Origin of the sequence: Thermoflexus sp. (genome assembly GCF_042408365.1) — a bacterium.
Classification (GTDB): domain Bacteria; phylum Chloroflexota; class Anaerolineae; order Thermoflexales; family Thermoflexaceae; genus Thermoflexus.
Window position 1 is genome coordinate 20585 of sequence record NZ_JBHOQJ010000316.1, and the last position, 17679, is coordinate 38263.

At 64.3% G+C, this 17679-nt stretch carries 15 protein-coding genes; all 15 read right to left on the reverse strand.

Annotated features, from left to right (window positions below; translation table 11 throughout):
- Complete coding sequence (gene mreC, locus ACFMO5_RS14485; protein WP_376793460.1) at nucleotides 1-825, reverse strand: rod shape-determining protein MreC; 825 nt, start codon at nucleotides 823-825, stop codon at nucleotides 1-3.
- An 18-nt stretch (nucleotides 826-843) separates the two neighbouring features.
- Nucleotides 844-1938, reverse strand: coding sequence for a rod shape-determining protein (locus ACFMO5_RS14490; RefSeq protein ID WP_376793461.1), 1095 nt, complete (start codon nucleotides 1936-1938; stop codon nucleotides 844-846).
- A 336-nt stretch (nucleotides 1939-2274) separates the two neighbouring features.
- Entirely contained in the window at nucleotides 2275-2679 is a 405-nt protein-coding gene (gene ybeY / locus ACFMO5_RS14495; protein ID WP_376793462.1) for an rRNA maturation RNase YbeY, read from the reverse strand.
- A gap of 184 nt (nucleotides 2680-2863) precedes the next feature.
- Complete coding sequence (locus ACFMO5_RS14500) at nucleotides 2864-4954, reverse strand: HD family phosphohydrolase (RefSeq protein WP_376793463.1); 2091 nt, start codon at nucleotides 4952-4954, stop codon at nucleotides 2864-2866.
- A gap of 162 nt (nucleotides 4955-5116) precedes the next feature.
- Nucleotides 5117-5788: a cupin domain-containing protein gene (locus tag ACFMO5_RS14505; protein WP_376793464.1), complete on the reverse strand. Its 672-nt coding sequence runs from the start codon at nucleotides 5786-5788 to the stop codon at nucleotides 5117-5119.
- A 78-nt stretch (nucleotides 5789-5866) separates the two neighbouring features.
- A complete protein-coding gene (locus ACFMO5_RS14510; RefSeq protein WP_376793465.1) occupies nucleotides 5867-7243 on the reverse strand; it encodes a cation-efflux pump in 1377 nt (458 codons plus the stop codon).
- A gap of 94 nt (nucleotides 7244-7337) precedes the next feature.
- Nucleotides 7338-8108 (reverse strand): slipin family protein, encoded by a 771-nt coding sequence (locus ACFMO5_RS14515; RefSeq protein ID WP_376793466.1) that lies wholly within the window; start codon nucleotides 8106-8108, stop codon nucleotides 7338-7340.
- Between the two features lie 441 nt (nucleotides 8109-8549).
- The gene (locus ACFMO5_RS14520) at nucleotides 8550-9242 is read right to left on the reverse strand and encodes a response regulator (RefSeq protein ID WP_376793467.1); all 693 of its coding nucleotides are present in this window, start codon (nucleotides 9240-9242) and stop codon (nucleotides 8550-8552) included.
- Complete coding sequence (locus ACFMO5_RS14525) at nucleotides 9239-11902, reverse strand: DUF4118 domain-containing protein (RefSeq protein WP_376793468.1); 2664 nt, start codon at nucleotides 11900-11902, stop codon at nucleotides 9239-9241. The genes ACFMO5_RS14520 and ACFMO5_RS14525 overlap by 4 nt, the downstream gene beginning before the upstream one ends.
- Nucleotides 11899-12549, reverse strand: a complete 651-nt coding sequence (locus ACFMO5_RS14530; protein ID WP_376793482.1) for an undecaprenyl-diphosphate phosphatase — start codon at nucleotides 12547-12549, stop codon at nucleotides 11899-11901. The genes ACFMO5_RS14525 and ACFMO5_RS14530 overlap by 4 nt, the downstream gene beginning before the upstream one ends.
- Entirely contained in the window at nucleotides 12444-12713 is a 270-nt protein-coding gene (locus tag ACFMO5_RS14535) for an undecaprenyl-diphosphate phosphatase (RefSeq protein ID WP_376793469.1), read from the reverse strand. Before ACFMO5_RS14535 ends, ACFMO5_RS14530 begins: the two co-directional genes overlap by 106 nt.
- A gap of 3 nt (nucleotides 12714-12716) precedes the next feature.
- Nucleotides 12717-13289, reverse strand: a complete 573-nt coding sequence (kdpC, locus tag ACFMO5_RS14540; protein ID WP_376793470.1) for a potassium-transporting ATPase subunit KdpC — start codon at nucleotides 13287-13289, stop codon at nucleotides 12717-12719.
- 55 nt (nucleotides 13290-13344) lie between these two features.
- Nucleotides 13345-15450: a potassium-transporting ATPase subunit KdpB gene (kdpB, locus tag ACFMO5_RS14545; protein ID WP_376793471.1), complete on the reverse strand. Its 2106-nt coding sequence runs from the start codon at nucleotides 15448-15450 to the stop codon at nucleotides 13345-13347.
- A gap of 16 nt (nucleotides 15451-15466) precedes the next feature.
- Entirely contained in the window at nucleotides 15467-17209 is a 1743-nt protein-coding gene (kdpA, locus tag ACFMO5_RS14550; protein ID WP_376793472.1) for a potassium-transporting ATPase subunit KdpA, read from the reverse strand.
- A 15-nt stretch (nucleotides 17210-17224) separates the two neighbouring features.
- Entirely contained in the window at nucleotides 17225-17317 is a 93-nt protein-coding gene (gene kdpF, locus ACFMO5_RS14555) for a K(+)-transporting ATPase subunit F (RefSeq protein WP_376793473.1), read from the reverse strand.
- Nucleotides 17318-17679 lie beyond the last annotated feature (362 nt).

A 17679-nucleotide genomic window follows, 5' to 3' on the forward strand; every position in this document is an offset into this window, starting at 1 on the left:
TCAGGGTGAGGCCTCCATTCCTGGAAAGCTGGTGATCACCAGCACATACGTGAGGCGGCGGGAATCCACCGCGGGCCGGACCCGGGCCCTTCGGAAGGGTTCCCCGGATCCCAACACCTCCGTCACCTGGCCGATCACCAGCGCCCGGGGGATCTGGCCGCCCACTCCGGATGTCAACACCACATCGCCAGGAAGGATTTCCTCGTCCGGCAGCACGAAATCCAGCAGGAGGCTTCCGTCCGGCTGTCCGATGACCACCCCGCTCGCCCGGGTGGTTTGCAACAACGCCCCGACCTGGCTCCCCCCGTCCGTGAGCAGGCGCACCCGCGAACGGTTCAAGTCCGCGGCGGCGATCCGCCCGACCAAGGCCGACCCCCGAGTGATCACCGGCATGCCTTCTCGAACCCCATGGCGGGTTCCCACATCGAGGATAAGATAGCGGAGATAGGGATCCGTTTCATATCCGATCACCGTAGCGGCGACAAAGGTGACCTGTGGGTTCTCCTGGACGATCCCCAGCAACGCTTTCAGCTCCGCGTTCTCCGCCGCCAGCTCCCGCAGGCGCAGGTTCTCCGTCTGCAGATCCTCCGCCTGAGCCCGTAGGCGTTGAACCTCATCCCGGAGCTCCCGGATCTCCCGAAGGAAACCCACCGTGCCCAAGGCGCTGCGCCCCAAGCTCGCTGCGAGCCGCTGCAGGGGGGTCAGGGGGACAACCAGGATGGACTCCAGCGGTCGAAGCCATCCCAATTCGTGGAGGAACAGGATCAACACCGCCAGAACGACCAACCCCCAAGAGGTCCACGACCGTCGCTCTCCCGGGCGCATGGTGGTCCTTCCCATCGGTCACCGGGCGATCGGCTGGCCGATGCGCACGGGCGAGCGGGGTGGCCGGCCGCGATCCAGCGAGGTCAGCACCCGCGCCCAAGTGTTCAAGTCCTCCAGCACTTTGGCGGCGCCCAGGGCGACGGCGGTGACGGGCTCCGGCGGCACCCAGCATCGGATGCGGGTCTCCTCCGTTAGGCGCTGGGCCAGTCCCTTCAGCTGGGCCCCGCCGCCGACCAAGGCGATGCCGACCTCCATAATGTCGGCGATGAGCTCCGGCGGGGTCTCATCGAGGACCGACTTCACGGTGTCCACGAGGATCCCCACCGTATCGCGCAGCGCCTCCCGGATCTCGATGCTGGAGACCTCGACGGCGTCCGGGAGCCCGGTGACCAGGTTCCGCCCGCGCACCACCATCGTCCGCTCCTCTGGCAACGGATAGGCGGACCCGATCTCGATCTTCACCCGCTCGGCCATGCGCTCCCCGATCAGCAGGTTGTAGCGCTGGCGCATATAGTTCATGATCGCCTCGTCCATCTCATCGCCGGCCACCCGGACCGAGCGCCCGACCACAATCCCGCCCAGGGCGAAGACGGCCACCTCGGTGGTCCCTCCCCCGATGTCCACCACCATGCTCCCGCGGGCCTCCGCGACCGGGAGGCCGATCCCAATCGCCGCGGCCAACGGCTCCTCGATCAGGAAAGCCGCCCGGGCGCCGGCCGCCAGACAGGCATCGTGGACCGCCCGGCGCTCCACCTCGGTCACTCCGCTGGGGATCCCCACGACCACCCGGGGGCGGGGGATCGGGACGGGAACCTGCTGATGGGCCTTGCGGATGAACTCCCCGATCATCTCGCGGGTGATTTCGAACTCCGAGATCACCCCGTCCCGCAACGGGCGGATGGCCACGATGTGCGCAGGGGTGCGGCCGACCATCTCTTTGGCCGCCTCGCCGACGGCCAGCACCTGCCGGGAGCGCCGGTCGATGGCCACCCACGAAGGCTCATGGATGATGATCCCCTTCCCCTGCACGCACACCAGGGTGGTCGCCGTCCCCAAATCGATCCCGATGTCCAGGGAGAACAACCCCAACAGCGCATCCAGTGGGTTCCACAAGGTTTTCCTCTCCGCGACTGAGATAAGCCCGGCGAGCCGGATCTCCGAGGAGCAGAGAAGCCGCTGAGGGCAGGCGCCCCAGTTTTTCGGTTCCTGATCCCTTTCAGGCAGTCCCCATCCTTCAAATTCGCTCCAAAAAGCGATCCGCGCTGGATTATACGGGCAGCCCGCCGGTTCGGCAACCATCCCGCGCGCCCAGGTGAGGTCCCCGGGATCGGCCGGACGGTGAGGAGGGCCGTCCCAGCGCCCAGATCGCGGCCCACACCCTTAAACCTGGCAAGGGGCGCCGGAACGGGAGGCCAGGGCGCGTGGGATGGCATGCGCACTGTATGGGGCTCAGCCATCCGGGGGAGCCACCTCGGGAAAGCCCAGTTGGTGGAGGATCTCCCGTTGGATCCCCCACATCCGGCGCCGCGCCCGGGGGGTATCGTGGTCGTAACCCAAAAGATGCAGGACTCCATGCACGGTCAGCAAGACCAGCTCCCCCTCCAACGGATGGCCTTCCCTCAGCGCCTGGCGGGCCGCGTAGGGGAAAGCGATCACGACGTCGCCCAGATACCGCACACCGGGGGAGAGCTCCACGGGGATAGGGAAGGAAAGCACATCGGTGGGTGCGTCGATCCCCCGGTAGGTTCGGTTGAGGCGGCGGACGGTCTCCTCATCGACCAGCGCCACGCTGAGGGCGGCTTTCCCCTCCAGGCCGTGCCGTTGAAGGACGGCGCGGGCGGCTCGCCGAAGCATCGCCACGCGCCCGGGGGCCTGGTAGGCGCGCGGCGCCCGGATCTCAATTGGAATGAGCGCGCGCTGTTTTCCCTTCATGTTTTTCGTTTGGTTTTGGGGATATGCGACGAAGGGGCGGATGATCCCTCCCCTCTTCCTCCCCCTTCCCCCGCCCTTCAGGTCGCGGAGGGGGAAAGTGGTGCCTTCAACGCGATGGCGTCTCCGGATAGAGGAGGCGCGGGTGGAACATCCCCTGGAAGACCTGTAGGAACGCCTCGCGGATCCCCTGGAGGTCCTGCATCGTCAACGGCGCCTCATCCAACTGGCCCGATTGGATTCGATCTTGAAACACCCGTTCCAGGATCTGCGTCAGCTCCTGGGGATCCTTCGGCCGCGCGGCCCGGACGGCCGCCTCGCATCCATCGGCAAGCATCACGATAGCTGTTTCTTTGCTCTGCGGGCGCGGCCCTCGGTAGCAGAAAGCCGCCCGATCCACCTTCTCCGGATCCTCTGCTTCCTGAAGAGCTCGGTGATAGGGAATGGTCACGCACATGGTGCCGTGGTGCTCCTGGATGAAGGCGCGGACCCGACGGGGCAACCGGTAGCGCCGGGCCAGCGCGAGGCCATCCTCCACATGGCGCATGATCGCTTGGGCGCTGGCGTAGGGGTCCATCTGTTCATGCGGATTGTCCCCATCGATCTGGTTCTCCACAAAAAGGTATGGACGGAGCATCTTTCCGATATCGTGATACAGCGCCCCCACTCGAGCCAGGAGGGGATCGGCGCCGATCCGCAGGGCCGCTTGTTCCGCCAGGTTCGCGACCATCAGCGTATGATGATAGGTCCCCGGGGCCCGTACCATCAGCTGATGCAGGAGCGGGTGGGTCGGGCGGGCGAGTTCGAGCAGGTGGAGCGGCGTGGTGACATCGAAGAGGGTCCCCAGCACGATGAACCCAAGCAGGGTGATGGTGATCGACATCGCGCCCGCGAGCAGGCCCATCCCCCCAGTCATCAACGCCTCGATCGGTTGCAGGGATCCACCATCCGCGAGGGTGACGATGCCGATCAGCGCGGTGATCCCCCCCGCGCTCAATCCAGCCATCAGCAAAGTTTGAAAGCGTTCCAGCCGATGGAGGATCAAAACGGTGATCCAGTTCGCCAGGAGGGAAGCGCTGAGGAGGGCCGGCGTCCGATCGGCGATCAGCCCGAACCAAATCGACCAGATCGCACTGAGCAATAACGCCGGCCCAGTGCCCAACCCGGCGGTCGTGAGCATGCCGAGCGCAGCGGTGGGAAACGCCCAGATCCATTCCGGTGCGAAAACCATCATGAGGCGCGCGCCCAGCGTGAACAAAACGAAAAGCCCGGTTAAGGCGAGGAGGCGTCGGGAGCGTTCCTGAATCTCGGGGATGAGGCGCTGGAGGAGCAACACCAGCCCGATCACTCCAAGCCCGGCGATCACCCCCCGGGCAACGGGCAGCTGCCATGGGGTCGTTGGCGGGATCAGCCCATATTGCTGAAGGGCCTCCATCGCCAGCGCGTCCAGGATATCCCCCTGGCGGATAATGGCCTCCCCCGCCCGGATCCGTCGGATCTGGGGAGGGACGGCCTCCCGAGCCCGACGGCGGGCGGCTTCGGTGGCTTCCACATCCAGCACGCTATTGGGAACGATCAGCGGCGAGACCAACTTCACCACCAAATCGGCTTCATCTTCCGACAGGCGGGCGGTGACCCGGCGAGGAAGCTCCCTGAGCACCCGGGTCACCTCGTCTTCCCGGATGGGCTCGCGCAGGATCTGATCCAGCAGCCCCAGCGCCTCGCTGGTCAGCATGCTCCAGCGGGAGGAGTCCATGGTCAGCAAGCGGAGGCGCTGCTCGGAAGAGAGGCGATAGGTTTCAAGAACCCGTTCCAGCCGGCGGGCTCCCTCATCCGGGGAGGGGGCCTCCTCTCGGATCCGCGCCATCGCCTCCAGGATCTGGCGGAGCCTCCCCACCTGCTGCCGGGCGATCTGGGGATCCGGAGGGGTGTAGATCGGTGGGATCTGGGCGGCCGCCGCCTCGCGGGCTTTCTCCGTCAGGACCGCGCTGGGATAGCTGAGCTCATAGGGGGCGAAGATGGTTTGGGGGGCGGCTTCCCCGATCTGCCACACCTGAGCCGCCCGGCTTCCGATCGGCCAGGCCACCAGACCGATCACGAGGGCTGTTAAAGTCAGCGCCCAGACGATCCATCCGATCGTCTTTACGGCCTGACGCCAGTCAATCGATCGAGAATGACCTGCCCGCGCTGGTCCGTTCATATCTCGCTCAGCTCGCTGCTCCACGGGGAAGGCTCTGCAAGCGCTCGGCGGCAAACCGAGGGAGCGCTCCGAATTCGTCGCAACGGTCTTTCAGCTCGTGGAATTCCCCCCGCAAGCGATGTCTGGTTTACCCTGGGAGGGGGAGGCCGCATGAGTTGGCGTTTACATTATATCCTCCACCCAGAGGAGAACCGAGGGGGTTTGGCCCTCCCAGCGCCAGCGGGCCCCCCGAGGGAGAACGGCGAGCTCCCCAGGGGCGAGGATCCCGCTGACCGGTTCCGGCCATGCGGGCCCGGTGGCCTCCAGGGCGATCTCCCCGCGCAGGAGCAGCAGGAACGATGGCCCTCGGGCCTCCCATTCGGGGGACCGCCCGTTCCCCCGAATCCCCTGATAGCGAACGGCGTTGGCCTCCAGCAGAAGGACGGGTGTGAAGTCCGGCCGGCCCTGAAGTTGCTCGTGGATACGGACGGTCATCAGGGGGTCTGTCCCCGGTTCGCTGATCGGAAAATGGCCGTTCCGGCGCTCCGGCATGAAGTCCCTTCGAAACAACAGCACCAGCGAAGGCACCCGGGATCCGGATCGATGGGCCATCCCCTGGGGGATCCGGATCAGCTCGTCGGGCTTCAAAGTCAGCTCCTGGTGATCGGCCCAGAAGGTGACCAACCCCTCGTAGACCAGGAACACCTCATCGAACTCCGGATGTCGATGCCGGGCCACCTCGCCGTGGGAGCGATAGGCGTAGACGCGAACGCTTCCGAACCGGGCAACCGGATGAATCTGGAAAGGTAGCACCAGGCTCTCACGGATTTCAGGAATCGAGGCACGGAAGATCATCCAACTTCGCCCCTTTTCTTCCCTGCGCCATGAGGAATGGCCCAACGGCTTTCCCCTGCCCGAAGGGCGGTGGATTCCTTATGACGCTCCGATGGGCTCTACATGAACAATGATATGTTGGAGCTCCGGGAAGCGTTGGCGGAGCTGATGTTCCACCTTCTCCGCCTCCCGGTGGGCTTCCTCCAGCGGCATCCCTCCGGCCACCTGGCAGATCAGCGCCAGATCGTAGCCCCCCGGATGCGCATAGAGGCGGATCTCCCGACAGGATCCGGACCCGAAAACCCCCTCGACGGCTTCCCGGGCCGCTCGGGTCACATCTTCCGACATCCCCAACCCTGCCGGTTGCGGTCCGTGCGCCCGCGGCTCGATGTGTGTGATCATGGTTAGAATGCGCGGCAGCTGCTCCCGGGCCCGCCGCTCCAACTCGGTGACCCGAGCGTGAGCCTCCTCCACAGAAAGCGTTTCATCCACCTCCACGTGGAGCCCGATATGATAACCCTCCGGAGTTTCCACCCCATGGAGCTCATGCACGCCCAAGCCCAGCCCATCGGCCAGGCTCCGCAAGCGGATGGCAATCGCCTCCCATTCCGAGCCTGGGGGCAGACGCCCGGGCTCGATATGCACCACCGCATCCACCACCCCGGGCAGCTCAGCCTTCAACCGTTCCTCAACCTCTGTGGCGATGGCATGGGCTTGCTCCGTGCTCATGGCCGGATCCACTTTGAGGTGCAGATCCACATAAGTGGCATCCGGGGTTCCCCGGCTGCGCACCTTATGAATGGCGTGCACCCCAGGCACCGAGAGGGCCACCCGTTCGACCTCCACGGGGTCCACCGCTGCGCTGTCGGTCAACACCAGCGCGGTGGAGCGAAGGATCCGCAGACCGGCGCTGACGATGACCCCGATGACCCCTAAAGCGACCAGCGGGTCCAGCCAGGGGATCCCCAAACGGGCGGCGGCCAGGCTGGCCAGGACCGAGAGGGTGACGAAGACGTCGGAGCGGGTGTGGAGCGCATCGGCGATCAGGATGCTGCTGCGCAGGCGTTTCCCCTGCCCCGCCTCATACCGGGAGATCGCCAGGTTCATGGGAAGGGTGAGCAACATCAACAGGAACAGTGGGGCGCTGATCTCGGGCCGTCCTCCCAGCAGCAACCGTTCAATGACTCCCCGCACGACCTCCAGGGAGGCCATCAGCAGGAAGATCCCCAAGATCAGGGCCGCGATGGCCTCATATTTGCGGTGGCCATACGGATGGTTGCGATCGGGGGGGCGGGACGCCAAGGCGATGCCGATCAGCCCGATCACGTTGGCCGAGGCGTCCAGCCCGCTGTGGAAGGCATCCGCCAGGGCGCTGAGGGCACCCGTCCGCAGCCCGACAAAAAGCTTGATCGCCGCCACCGTCAGATTGGCCACCAGGACCCACCATAATACCCGTTGGACCTGACGCTGATACATAGAAGGGGCCTTCCCGGTTGAAGGTTTGGAGGCAGGCCGAGGGCCTTCGCCGTCCTACCTTTCAGATCCCCTCGTCCGCGGCCCGGACGGATGCTCACGATCCGGAACCCGCCCGATGCATGTTGCCCAAAAAGACTTGCAGCGTGTCCACCGGGACCGGGAAGATGATGGTCGAGTTCTTCTCCATCGAGATCTCCGTCAAGGTCTGCAGATAGCGCAGCTGGAGCGCAGCGGGCTCGGCGGCGATCATCCGGGCGGCCTCCACCAAGGTCTTGGCCGCCTGGTATTCGCCCTCCGCATGGATGATCTTCGCCCGTTTCTCCCGCTCCGCCTCCGCCTGTCGGGCCATCGCCCGCTGCATCCCCTGGGGGAGCTCCACATCCTTCACCTCCACCATCACCACCTTGATCCCCCAGGAATCCGTCGCCTCATCCAGGATCTGCCGCAGGTGGGCGTTGACCTTGTCGCGATGGGCCAGCAGCTCATCCAGCTCCGATTGCCCCAGGACGCTGCGCAGGGTGGTCTGGGCCAGGTTCCACGTCGCCGCCTTGAAATCCTCGACCTGGGTGATGGCCTTCGCCGGGTCGATCACCCGGTAGAAGACCACCGCGTTCACCTTCACAGTCACGTTGTCCCGGGTGATCGCCTCCTGGGGCGGCACGTCGAAGGTCATCAACCGCAGGTTCACCCGGATCACCCGATCGATGATGGGGATGACGAAGAAGAGGCCGGGGCCCTTCGTCGCGTGGTAACGACCCAGCCGCAGCACCACACCCCGTTCCCATTCCGGAAGGATGCGGATGGCTGAGGAAAGCAGGACCAGGCCGGCGACCAGGATCGGAACGCCAAAGGTGATCCATTCCATTGGAAGTCCTCCTTTCAACCCATCATGGAAGGCAAATTGGCCACCCGTCCGATGTTCCTCTCTCATTGTAGCACGGGAGGGCCTTCCTCTTTCCCAATCATCGGCTTGGAACTTTTACAGAGCATGAAGCCCTCAGGGGATATCCCGGGCTCCACCGGCTGGGCGCTGGGATATAGAGTGAATGGGGTTGCCGCTCCAGGTCGATGCAGGAAACTGATCGGTTCGGCCATTCCTGGCGATACATAAGTAAGAAAGCGGGATAGCTTATCCTGCGATCCGGCAGACGACAGCAGTCCCCACGATGATGCCCCAGAAGCCCAACGCACCAGAGCGGTCATTGGGGATCTTCACAGGAGCCTCGCGAAGGAGAGGGTTCAGATAGCACGGGGGGAGCTGCCGCTGCGGCAGCGCAGGCACTTGGGCACCAAAAGCCAACGGGCTCTATGGCCTGAAGTGCAAGCGATAGCCGACGCCCGGCTCGGTGTGGATGTAGCGGGGTCGAGCCGGATCCGGCTCGATCTTGGACCGCAGGTTGCTGATGACCACCCGCAGCAGATGGGTTTCGCTCTCGTAGCCCGGCCCCCACACCTCGCGCAACAGGTGCCGATGAGTGAGGACTTTGCCCGCGTGGCGGGCAAGCACGCTTAACAGTTTATATTCGGTAGGGGTGAGTAGGATCTCTGCCCCCTCGACCGTGACCCGCCGGTTGGCCAGGTCGATTTTCAGCTCGCCGATCTCAACCACCGGTTCCATTTGGGGCGAAACCGATCGCCGCACGGCGGCGCGGATGCGCGCCAGCAGCTCCTTCATGCCGAAGGGTTTGGTGAGATAATCATCCGCCCCGCTGTCCAATGCAGCCACTTTGTCATCCTCCCGCTCCCGTACCGAGAGCACGATGATGGGGATCTGGGTCCAATCCCGCAACCGACGGATCACTTCCACGCCGTCCATGTCTGGCAGGCCCAAGTCGAGAAGAACGAGGTCGGGGTTCTCGACCGCAACGGCCCGGATGGCCTCCTGGCCGTTGGCGGCCTCGAGGACCTTGTAGCCATGTGCGCTCAGGGCGGCGCGTAAAAATCGGCGGATGGCCAGCTCATCGTCCACCACCAATATACGCAAAGCCTCCCCGCTCATCCCGTCGGCTCCATTGGCAAAGTCATGGTGATGATGGTGCCCCCGCCCGGGCGGTTGCGCGCCCAGATCCGTCCCCCGTGGGCTTCGATGAAAGCCCGGCTGATGGTCAGCCCCAGGCCGCTTCCGCCGACGACATCGTGCCGAATCACGCGATAGAACTTATCAAAAACCCGTTCCAAATCCTCGGGCGGGATGCCGATACCCCGGTCCATCACCTCGATCACTAGATTCCCCGCATCGGCGTAGGCATAGATCTCGATCGGGGAGCCCGCCGGGGAATACTTGATCGCGTTATCCAGCACGTTGACCAGCGCCTGCTCAATCAGCGCAAAGTCCATGGGAACCAACGGCAGGTTCGGATCCACCTTCACGGTAATCGGACGTCCCTTCAATTGCTCGGCGCATTGCTCCAACGCTGCGTTCACTACATCCTGTACCTCGCAGGGTGCTTTTTTCACCTTCACCTTACCGGCCGCGATACGGCTCATATCCAGCAGATTGCCCACCAACCGGTTCAGGCGCTCCGCTTCGGAGCGGGCGGTTGTTACTAAAGTCTGTCGCGCCTCCTCGCTCAGGGCGGAGGCATCCTCCTGTAAGCTGGTCAAGGCACCAATAATCGATACCAAGGGGGTACGCAGGTTATGGGAGATCGAGTCGAGCAAGGCCGTTTGAAGCCTTTCGGCCTCCTGTAAAAGCTGGGCCTGTCGGGCCTGCTCCGCCAGTTGGACGCGCTCGATCGCCAAGGCGGCCTCGCTGGCGAACGTCTCCAGCAGCCGGCGCTGGTCGGGGGTCAGCCGGTGGCTGGGTTCCTTCGGCACGACGCCCAACACCCCCACCACCCCCTGTGGGGTCTTCAGAGGGATATAACGGGCCTTCGCCGCGGAGAGGGTGTCCGTCCCCCTCCCAGCGGGTTGACCATGCCGGAACGACCAGACCGCCACGGCCATCTCGTTTCCATCTAGAGCGAAGTCCGAGGACTTGCGGGCAAGCTTCAGGTTCCCTTGGGGATCCGGCAGGAAGATCGCCACCTCCCGCCCGAACGTCCGGCGGATGTGGTCAGCGATGGCTCGGAGGAGCTCCTCCGGCCCTTCGGCCGTGGACAGGTCCCGGGTGAACGCATACAGCGCGGCCATCTCCGCCTCCCGGCGCTGCGCTGCCCGCACCTGGGCGCGCATGCGGGCGGTCAACTGGCTGATCACCCAGCCCACCACCAACAGGCCGGCGAAGGTTAGAAGGTATTCCATATCCGAGACGGCAAACGAGTGACGGGGCGGCACGAAAAAGAAGTCAAGGGCTAAAACGCTCAGCATGGATACCAGGATGGCTGGCCCACGGCCCAGGTGGAGGGCGGCGATCACCACGGCCATTAAATAAACAATCACCAGGTTCGGGAGGGAGATCGCGCGTTGGAGCAGCGCGCCGATCCCGGTCGCAATCAGCACCAGGCAAATCGCCCACAGGTAGTCCGTCCAGGGGCGGGGTGGGCGCCCGGTCGCCTCCTGGCGCACCGGCCTCGGGCTGCTGGTGTCGCTGATGATGTAGACATCGATGTTTCCGCTCTGCCGGATGATCCGGTCAGCCACCGAGCCGGTCAGGGCCTCCTTCCAACGGGGGCGCACCGGCTTCCCCAAAATGATCTTGGTGACGTTTTGCTCCCGGGCGTAGCGCAAGAGGGTTTCGGGGACCGAGTCTCCCGTTAGGATGATGGAGCGGCCTCCAAGCTCCTCCGCCAAACGCAGGGCTTTGAGCACCCGGCCCCTCTGTTCATCCGAGAGCTCGGAATGCTCCGGCGTCTCCACATACACCGCGATCCACTCGGCGTCCAAGGCGCCGGCCAGGCGGCGCGCGGCACGTACGAGCCGCTCGGCGAGCGGGTGAGGGCTGATGCCGACCAACAGCCGTTCCCCCGCCGGCCAAGGGCCGGGGATCCCATGGATCCACATATAGTCGCGCATCTGGTCGTCGACCCGCCGGGCCGCCCAGCGCATGGCCAGCTCGCGCAGGGCCGTCAAGTTGCCCTTACGGAAGAACTTCCGCATCGCCTGGGCGGCCTGCTCCGGCACGTAAACCTTCCCCTCGCGCAGGCGGACCAACAGCTCCTCCGGCGGCAGGTCGACCAGCTCGATCTCGGCCTGCTCGAGCACGCTGTCCGGAACCGTCTCGCGGACAACGACGCCGGTGATCTGAGCGACGATGTCGTTCAGGCTTTCCAGATGTTGGATGTTCAGCGTCGTGTAGACGTCGATCCCTGCCTCCAGGATCTCTTCCACATCCTGATAACGCTTGACATGGCGCGATCCCGGCGCGTTGGTGTGCGCCAGCTCGTCCACGAGCACCAACTGCGGCCGGCGCGCCAGGACGGCGTCCACATCGAGCTCGGTCAGGAGGATCCCCCGGTAGTACACCTGCCGCCGGGGTAGCACCTCCAGCCCGGCCAGCAACGCCTCCGTCTCCGGCCGGCCGTGGGTTTCCACGTATCCCACCACCACATCCACCCCTTCCCGCTTGCGCTGGTGGGCGGCCTCCAGCATGGCGTAGGTCTTCCCCACGCCAGCGGCGTAGCCGAGAAAGACTTTCAGCTTCCCACGATTCCGCTGTTGCTCTTCGGCTTGAACGAGCTTCAGTAGGTCATCCGGGTTGGGACGGGACAAATCGCTCATAACGTCTCTCCCCTCCCCCAAAGGCTCCAGACCAACAGGGCGAGGGCCAGGCGGTACCATCCCAAGAGGGTTAATGTTCGAGATTGCAGAAAGCGAAGGAGGAATCGAACGGCTGCGAGTGCAGAAAAGAAAGCCATCATAAACCCAACGCCGAAGATTAGGAGATCGACCGGCTGAAGAAGCGACCAACTCTTGGCTAGCTCAAAAATCGCTGCCGCGAACATGACGGGCACAGCAGCCAGAAATGAATACTCAACAGCCGCTTTGCGCTCCAAGCCGATCATTAGGCCCCCGAGGATGGCCGCCGCGGACCGGGAAACCCCGGGCCACAGCGCCAGACACTGAAATAACCCCACCGCGAGCGCGTCCTGCCATTTGATTGAGTCTAAGCCTCGTCTGCGGATTGGGAAGGGTAAACGTTCCACAACGAGAATCGCAATACCGCCGATGCCCAGACCCAGGGCAACCGTGGCAGGATTGAAGAGATGGAACTTAACCCACTCCCCGAATGTGGCTCCTGCCGCCAACATCGGAAGCGTTGTTAGCCCCAGGAGCCACAAGCCCTGCCATCCGGTGAAGCCTTCAAGCCTCTCAGGACGGAAAAACCGGAAGAAGCGCTCACGATAAAGGATCGCAACAGCCGAAATCGCGCCAAGCTGGATTCAAAAAAGGGAGCCCACGTCTCCCGCAGTCCCAATAGATGCCCCGCAAGGATCAAATGGCCGGTCGAGGAGATCGGGAGGAATTCGGTCGCCCCCTCAATCCCTCCCAGTAGCACTGCCTGGATCAGCCCCATATCGCACCCCTCCATGGTTTAATTTGTCTCATCCAATGCCAGATTCAATTGGAGAACGTTCACGCGCGGCTCCCCGAGGATTCCGAACAGACGACCCTCGATGTATCCCTCAACCAGGGCCCGCACCTGCTCCTCAGGCAACCCTCGAGCCCGTGCCACCCGCGGCACCTGGTACAGGGCCGCTGCCACGGAGATGTGGGGGTCAAGCCCACTGCCGGATGCGGTCACCAAATCCACGGGGATGGGCTGGGGGTTCTCAGGGTCCACAGCCCGCAGCGCCTCGACCCGTCGCCGGACCGCCTCGATCAGCGCCGGGTTTGTCGGCCCCAGGTTTGAGCCACCGGAGGCGGCCGCGTTGTAGGGGAAGGAGGGGGTCGCCGACGGACGGCTCCAGAAGTACTTCGGATCGGTGAACGGTTGGCCGATCAGCTCCGATCCGACCGGCCGTCCGTCCCGCAGGATCAGGCTGCCGTTCGCCTGGTAGGGGAAAACCGTCTGAGCGATCCCTGTCACGACCAGCGGGTAGATCAAGCCGGTGAGCAGAGTGAGCGCGGCGAGGATGACGATTGCTGCTCGGAGTTGGATGATCATCATGGACCTCCTCATTACGAACGATGGGTTCCAGGACAAGCATAACTCCTCGGTCCTACACCAGGCCTAGGGCGACCAATAACAGGTCGATCAGCTTGATCCCAACGAACGGGGCGATCAGCCCGCCCAGGCCGTAGATCATCAGGTGATCGCGCAGCAACTGGTCGGCCGGCTTGGGGCGGTAGGGCACGCCTTTCAGCGCCAGGGGGATCAGGGCGACGATGATCAGGGCGTTGAAGATCACCGCCGAAAGGATGGCGCTTTCCGGCGTGGCCAGGCCCAGGATGTTCAGCTTCTGTAGCTCCGGGTAGGTTTGGGCGAAGGCGGCGGGGATGATGGCGAAGTACTTCGCCACATCGTTGGCGATGCTGAAGGTGGTCAGGGCGCCTCGGGTCATCAGGAGTTGTTTCCCGATCTCGACGATCTCGATCAGCTTGGTGGGGTTGCTGTCCAGGTCGATCATGTTGGCGGCCTCCCGCGCTGGCTGGGTGCCGGCGTTCATCGCCACCGCCACGTCGGCCTGGGCCAGGGCGGGGGCGTCGTTCGTCCCGTCGCCGGTCATGGCGACGAGGTGCCCCTCGGCCTGGTACTTGCGGATCAGCTTCAGCTTCTCCTCCGGCGTGGCCTGGGCCACGAAGTCGTCCACCCCAGCCTCCGCGGCGATGGCCGCGGCAGTGAGCGGGTTGTCCCCCGTGACCATCACCGTCTTGATCCCCATCCGGCGCAGCTGGGCGATGCGCTCCTTAATCCCTCCCTTGATGATATCCTTCAAGTGGATCGCCCCCAAAGCCTTCCCATCGCGAGCCACCACCAGCGGAGTGCCCCCGCTGCGGGCGATGTCCTCCACAATGCTCACCAAGTCTGGCGGGATGGCCCGGCCCTCATGTTCGATGAGCGCGAAAATCGCATCCGGCGCGCCCTTTCGGATGCGGACCACCCTCCCGTTGACCGAGAGATCCACCCCGCTCATGCGGGTCTGGGCGGTGAATGGGATGAAGCGGATTACCTCGCCGGCGCCCACGCGGCGCCCACGCAGGCCGTACTTCTCCTTGGCCAGCACGACGATGCTGCGGCCTTCGGGGGTCTCATCGGCCAACGAGGCCAGCTGCGCCGCCTGGGCTAGCTCGCGCTCTTCCGCCCCGCGGACGGGGATGAAGGCCACGGCCTGTCGGTTGCCCAGTGTGATCGTCCCGGTTTTATCCAGCAGCATCACATCGACGTCGCCGGCCGCTTCGATCGCCCGGCCGGACAGGGCGATCACGTTGTGCTGGATCAGGCGATCCATCCCAGCGATGCCGATGGCTGGGAGCAGCCCCCCGATGGTGGTGGGGATCAAGCAGACCAGCAAGGCGATGAGCACGGTGATCGGGATCGGGGCGCCCCGGCCGGCCGTCTCCACGCTGTAGATCGAGAAGGGCAACAGGGTGACCACTACGACCAGGAAGATGATGGTGAACGCTGCGAGCAGGATGTGGAGGGCGATCTCGTTGGGCGTCTTCTGCCGCCGGGCCCCCTCGATCAAGGCGATCATACGATCCAGGAAGCCCTCGCCGGGGTTGGCGGTGACGCGCACGATCAACCAATCCGAAAGCAACCGGGTTCCCCCGATGACGGCGCTGCGATCGCTCCCGGCCTCCCGGATGACCGGGGCGCTCTCACCGGTCACCGCGCTCTCGTCCACCAAGGCAACACCCTCTACGGCCTCGCCGTCCGCGGGCAGGATATCCCCTGCCTCCACCAGGTAGAAATCCCCCCGGCGCAGGGCGGTGGAGGGGACCAGCTCATACTCCGCATCCCGCCGTGGCTCGCGTAACCGCTTGGCCAGCGTCTCCCGACGGGTACGGCGCAGCGCCTCCGCCCGGGCCTTGCCGCGCCCTTCGGCCAGCGCCTCCGAGAAGTTCGCGAACAGCACAGTGAACCATAACCACAAGCTGACCGCGCCGATGAAGCCGGCCGGTGCCTCCCCATGGCCTAACAGCGCCTGAATCCACAGACCGGTGGTCAGCACGCTGCCGATCTCGACCACAAATATGACCGGGTTGTGGGCCATCCGGCGCGGGTCCAGTTTCCTGAAAGCGTTGACGACTGCCCACAGGTACAGATCACGATCCGTGACGATCGCCCTCTTTTTGGACGGAGATAAGTTCGACAGCCTTGCCATCGTGATCCTCTCCCGTTTACGAGATCATTTGGAAGTGTTCCACGATGGGCCCTAGGGCGAGGGCGGGGATGAAGTTCAAGGCGGCGACGATGACGATGAGGGCCAGCAGCCAGGCTACGAAGAGCGGGGTGTGGGTGGGCAGGGTGCCGGCGCTGGGTGGGATCCTCTTCTTCCGGGCCAACGAACCGGCCAACGCCAGGATGGGAACGGCGATGAAGAAGCGCCCCATCAGCATCGCCAGGCCGCCGGTGATGTTGTAGAAGGGGTTGTTGGCGGCGAGGCCGGCGAAGGCGCTTCCGTTGTTGTTGGCCTGGGAGGTGTACGCGTAAAGGATCTCGCTGAAGCCATGAGGGCCGGGATTGAAGACCGCCGCTTTACCCGCCTCGGTGGAGACGGCAAGGGCGGTGAAGCCCAGTGCGACCAAGGGCATGATCAGGACCGCCAGCGCGGCCATCTTCATCTCGTAGCCCTCAATCTTCTTCCCCAAGTATTCAGGGGTGCGCCCCACCATCATCCCGGCCACAAACACGGCCACGATGACGAAGGCGAGGATCCCATAAAGCCCTGAACCCACGCCGCCCGGCGCGATCTCGCCCAGCTGCATCATCAGGAGCGTGACCAGCCCGCCCAACGGGGTGAGCGAGTCATGCAGCGCGTTGACGGCGCCTGTGGAGGTGCCTGTGGTGACCGTGGCAAAAATCGCCGTCCGGGCGATTCCAAATCGCACTTCTTTGCCTTCCATATTCCCACCGGGGTTGAGGTCGCTGGCTGTTTGATCCACCTCCAGCGCCGCCAGGCGTGGGTTGCCGGCCGCCTCGGCGCCATAGGCGATGAATATGCAAACTGCTAAAAGGATCACCATGACGGCCAGGAGGGCCCAGCCCTGGCGGGTGTCCCCCACCATCTTGCCGAAGGTGTACGTGAAAGCCGCGGCGATGGCCGATTCGGCTAAGATGAGCAGCAGGTCGGTGAGGGGCGTTGGGTTCTCGAAAGGATGCGCCGCGTTGGCGTTGAAGAATCCCCCGCCGTTGGTCCCAAGATGCTTGATCGCCACCTGAGAGGCGACGGGCCCCACAGCGATCACCTGGTGGGTGACGGTCCGCCCCGCCGTATCCCGGGTCGGCTCCAAAAGCTCCACCGTCCGGTAGGGCGAGAGGGTCTGCACCGCTCCTTGGGACACCAGCCCCAGCGCCAAAACGAAGGCGATGGGCAGCAGGATATAGAGCACACCTCGTGTCATGTCCACCCAGAAGTTGCCGATTGTCTTCGCCGACTGGCGGGCGATCCCCCGGATGAGCGCCACTGCGATCGCCATCCCGGTCGCCGCGGATAGGAAATTTTGCACCGTCAGCCCCAGCATTTGCGTGAGATAACTCATCGTCGTCTCGCCGCTGTAGGCCTGCCAGTTGGTGTTGGTGACGAAGCTGGCTGCGGTGTTGAAGGCCAAGTCCGGCGCCACCGGCCCTAGACCCTGAGGGTTCAGGGGCAGAAGGTGCTGAATTCGTTGCAAGGCATACAGGGCCAGCAGGCCCAGCATGTTGAACAGCAACATCGCGATCGCGTAGGTCTTCCAGTCCATCTCCCGGGCGGGGTCGACCCCGGCCATCCGGTAGATCCGCCGCTCCACCGGCCCGAAGAGGCGTTCCAGGAAGACCCGCTCCCCGGAGTAGACCCGCGCCATGTAGGCTCCTAGGGGCTTAACGAGCAGCACCAAGATGGCCAGATAAAGGATCGCCTGCAGGATCCCGTTGACGGTCATTTGTGTCTCCCTCCTTCAGTCGAACCGTTCGGGCTTCAAGAGGGCGGCGAACAGATAAACGAGCAGCCCCAGGGCCGGCAGGCCGCTGAACAAATGGATCGCGCTCATTTCCGATTCCCTCCCATCAATCCCTCACAAAGTTTGAGCAGACCGCCGGTCAGGATGAAGAACGCGATGGTCCATCCAATACAGAACAGATCCATCGCGCTACCCTCCTGATCGCCCCTGCCTTGCCCAAAGCGTATGGGAACGAATTGAAATGGGCTATGCGTTCCATTGGGCATGGGCCCTCTTCTAGGTCTTCCTCGCCTTATTCAATAGGGCTGTGCATCAAAAGGGGGTCAAGAACGGGTTAGAAAGCATCAAGAAAATGTCAATATACCGGCCATGGGGCAGCTGTAACGGCTCTCCTCATTCCCGGCTCGGCTCAGTATCCCTTACACCACCGGGCGGGATTCCCAATGCCGGGT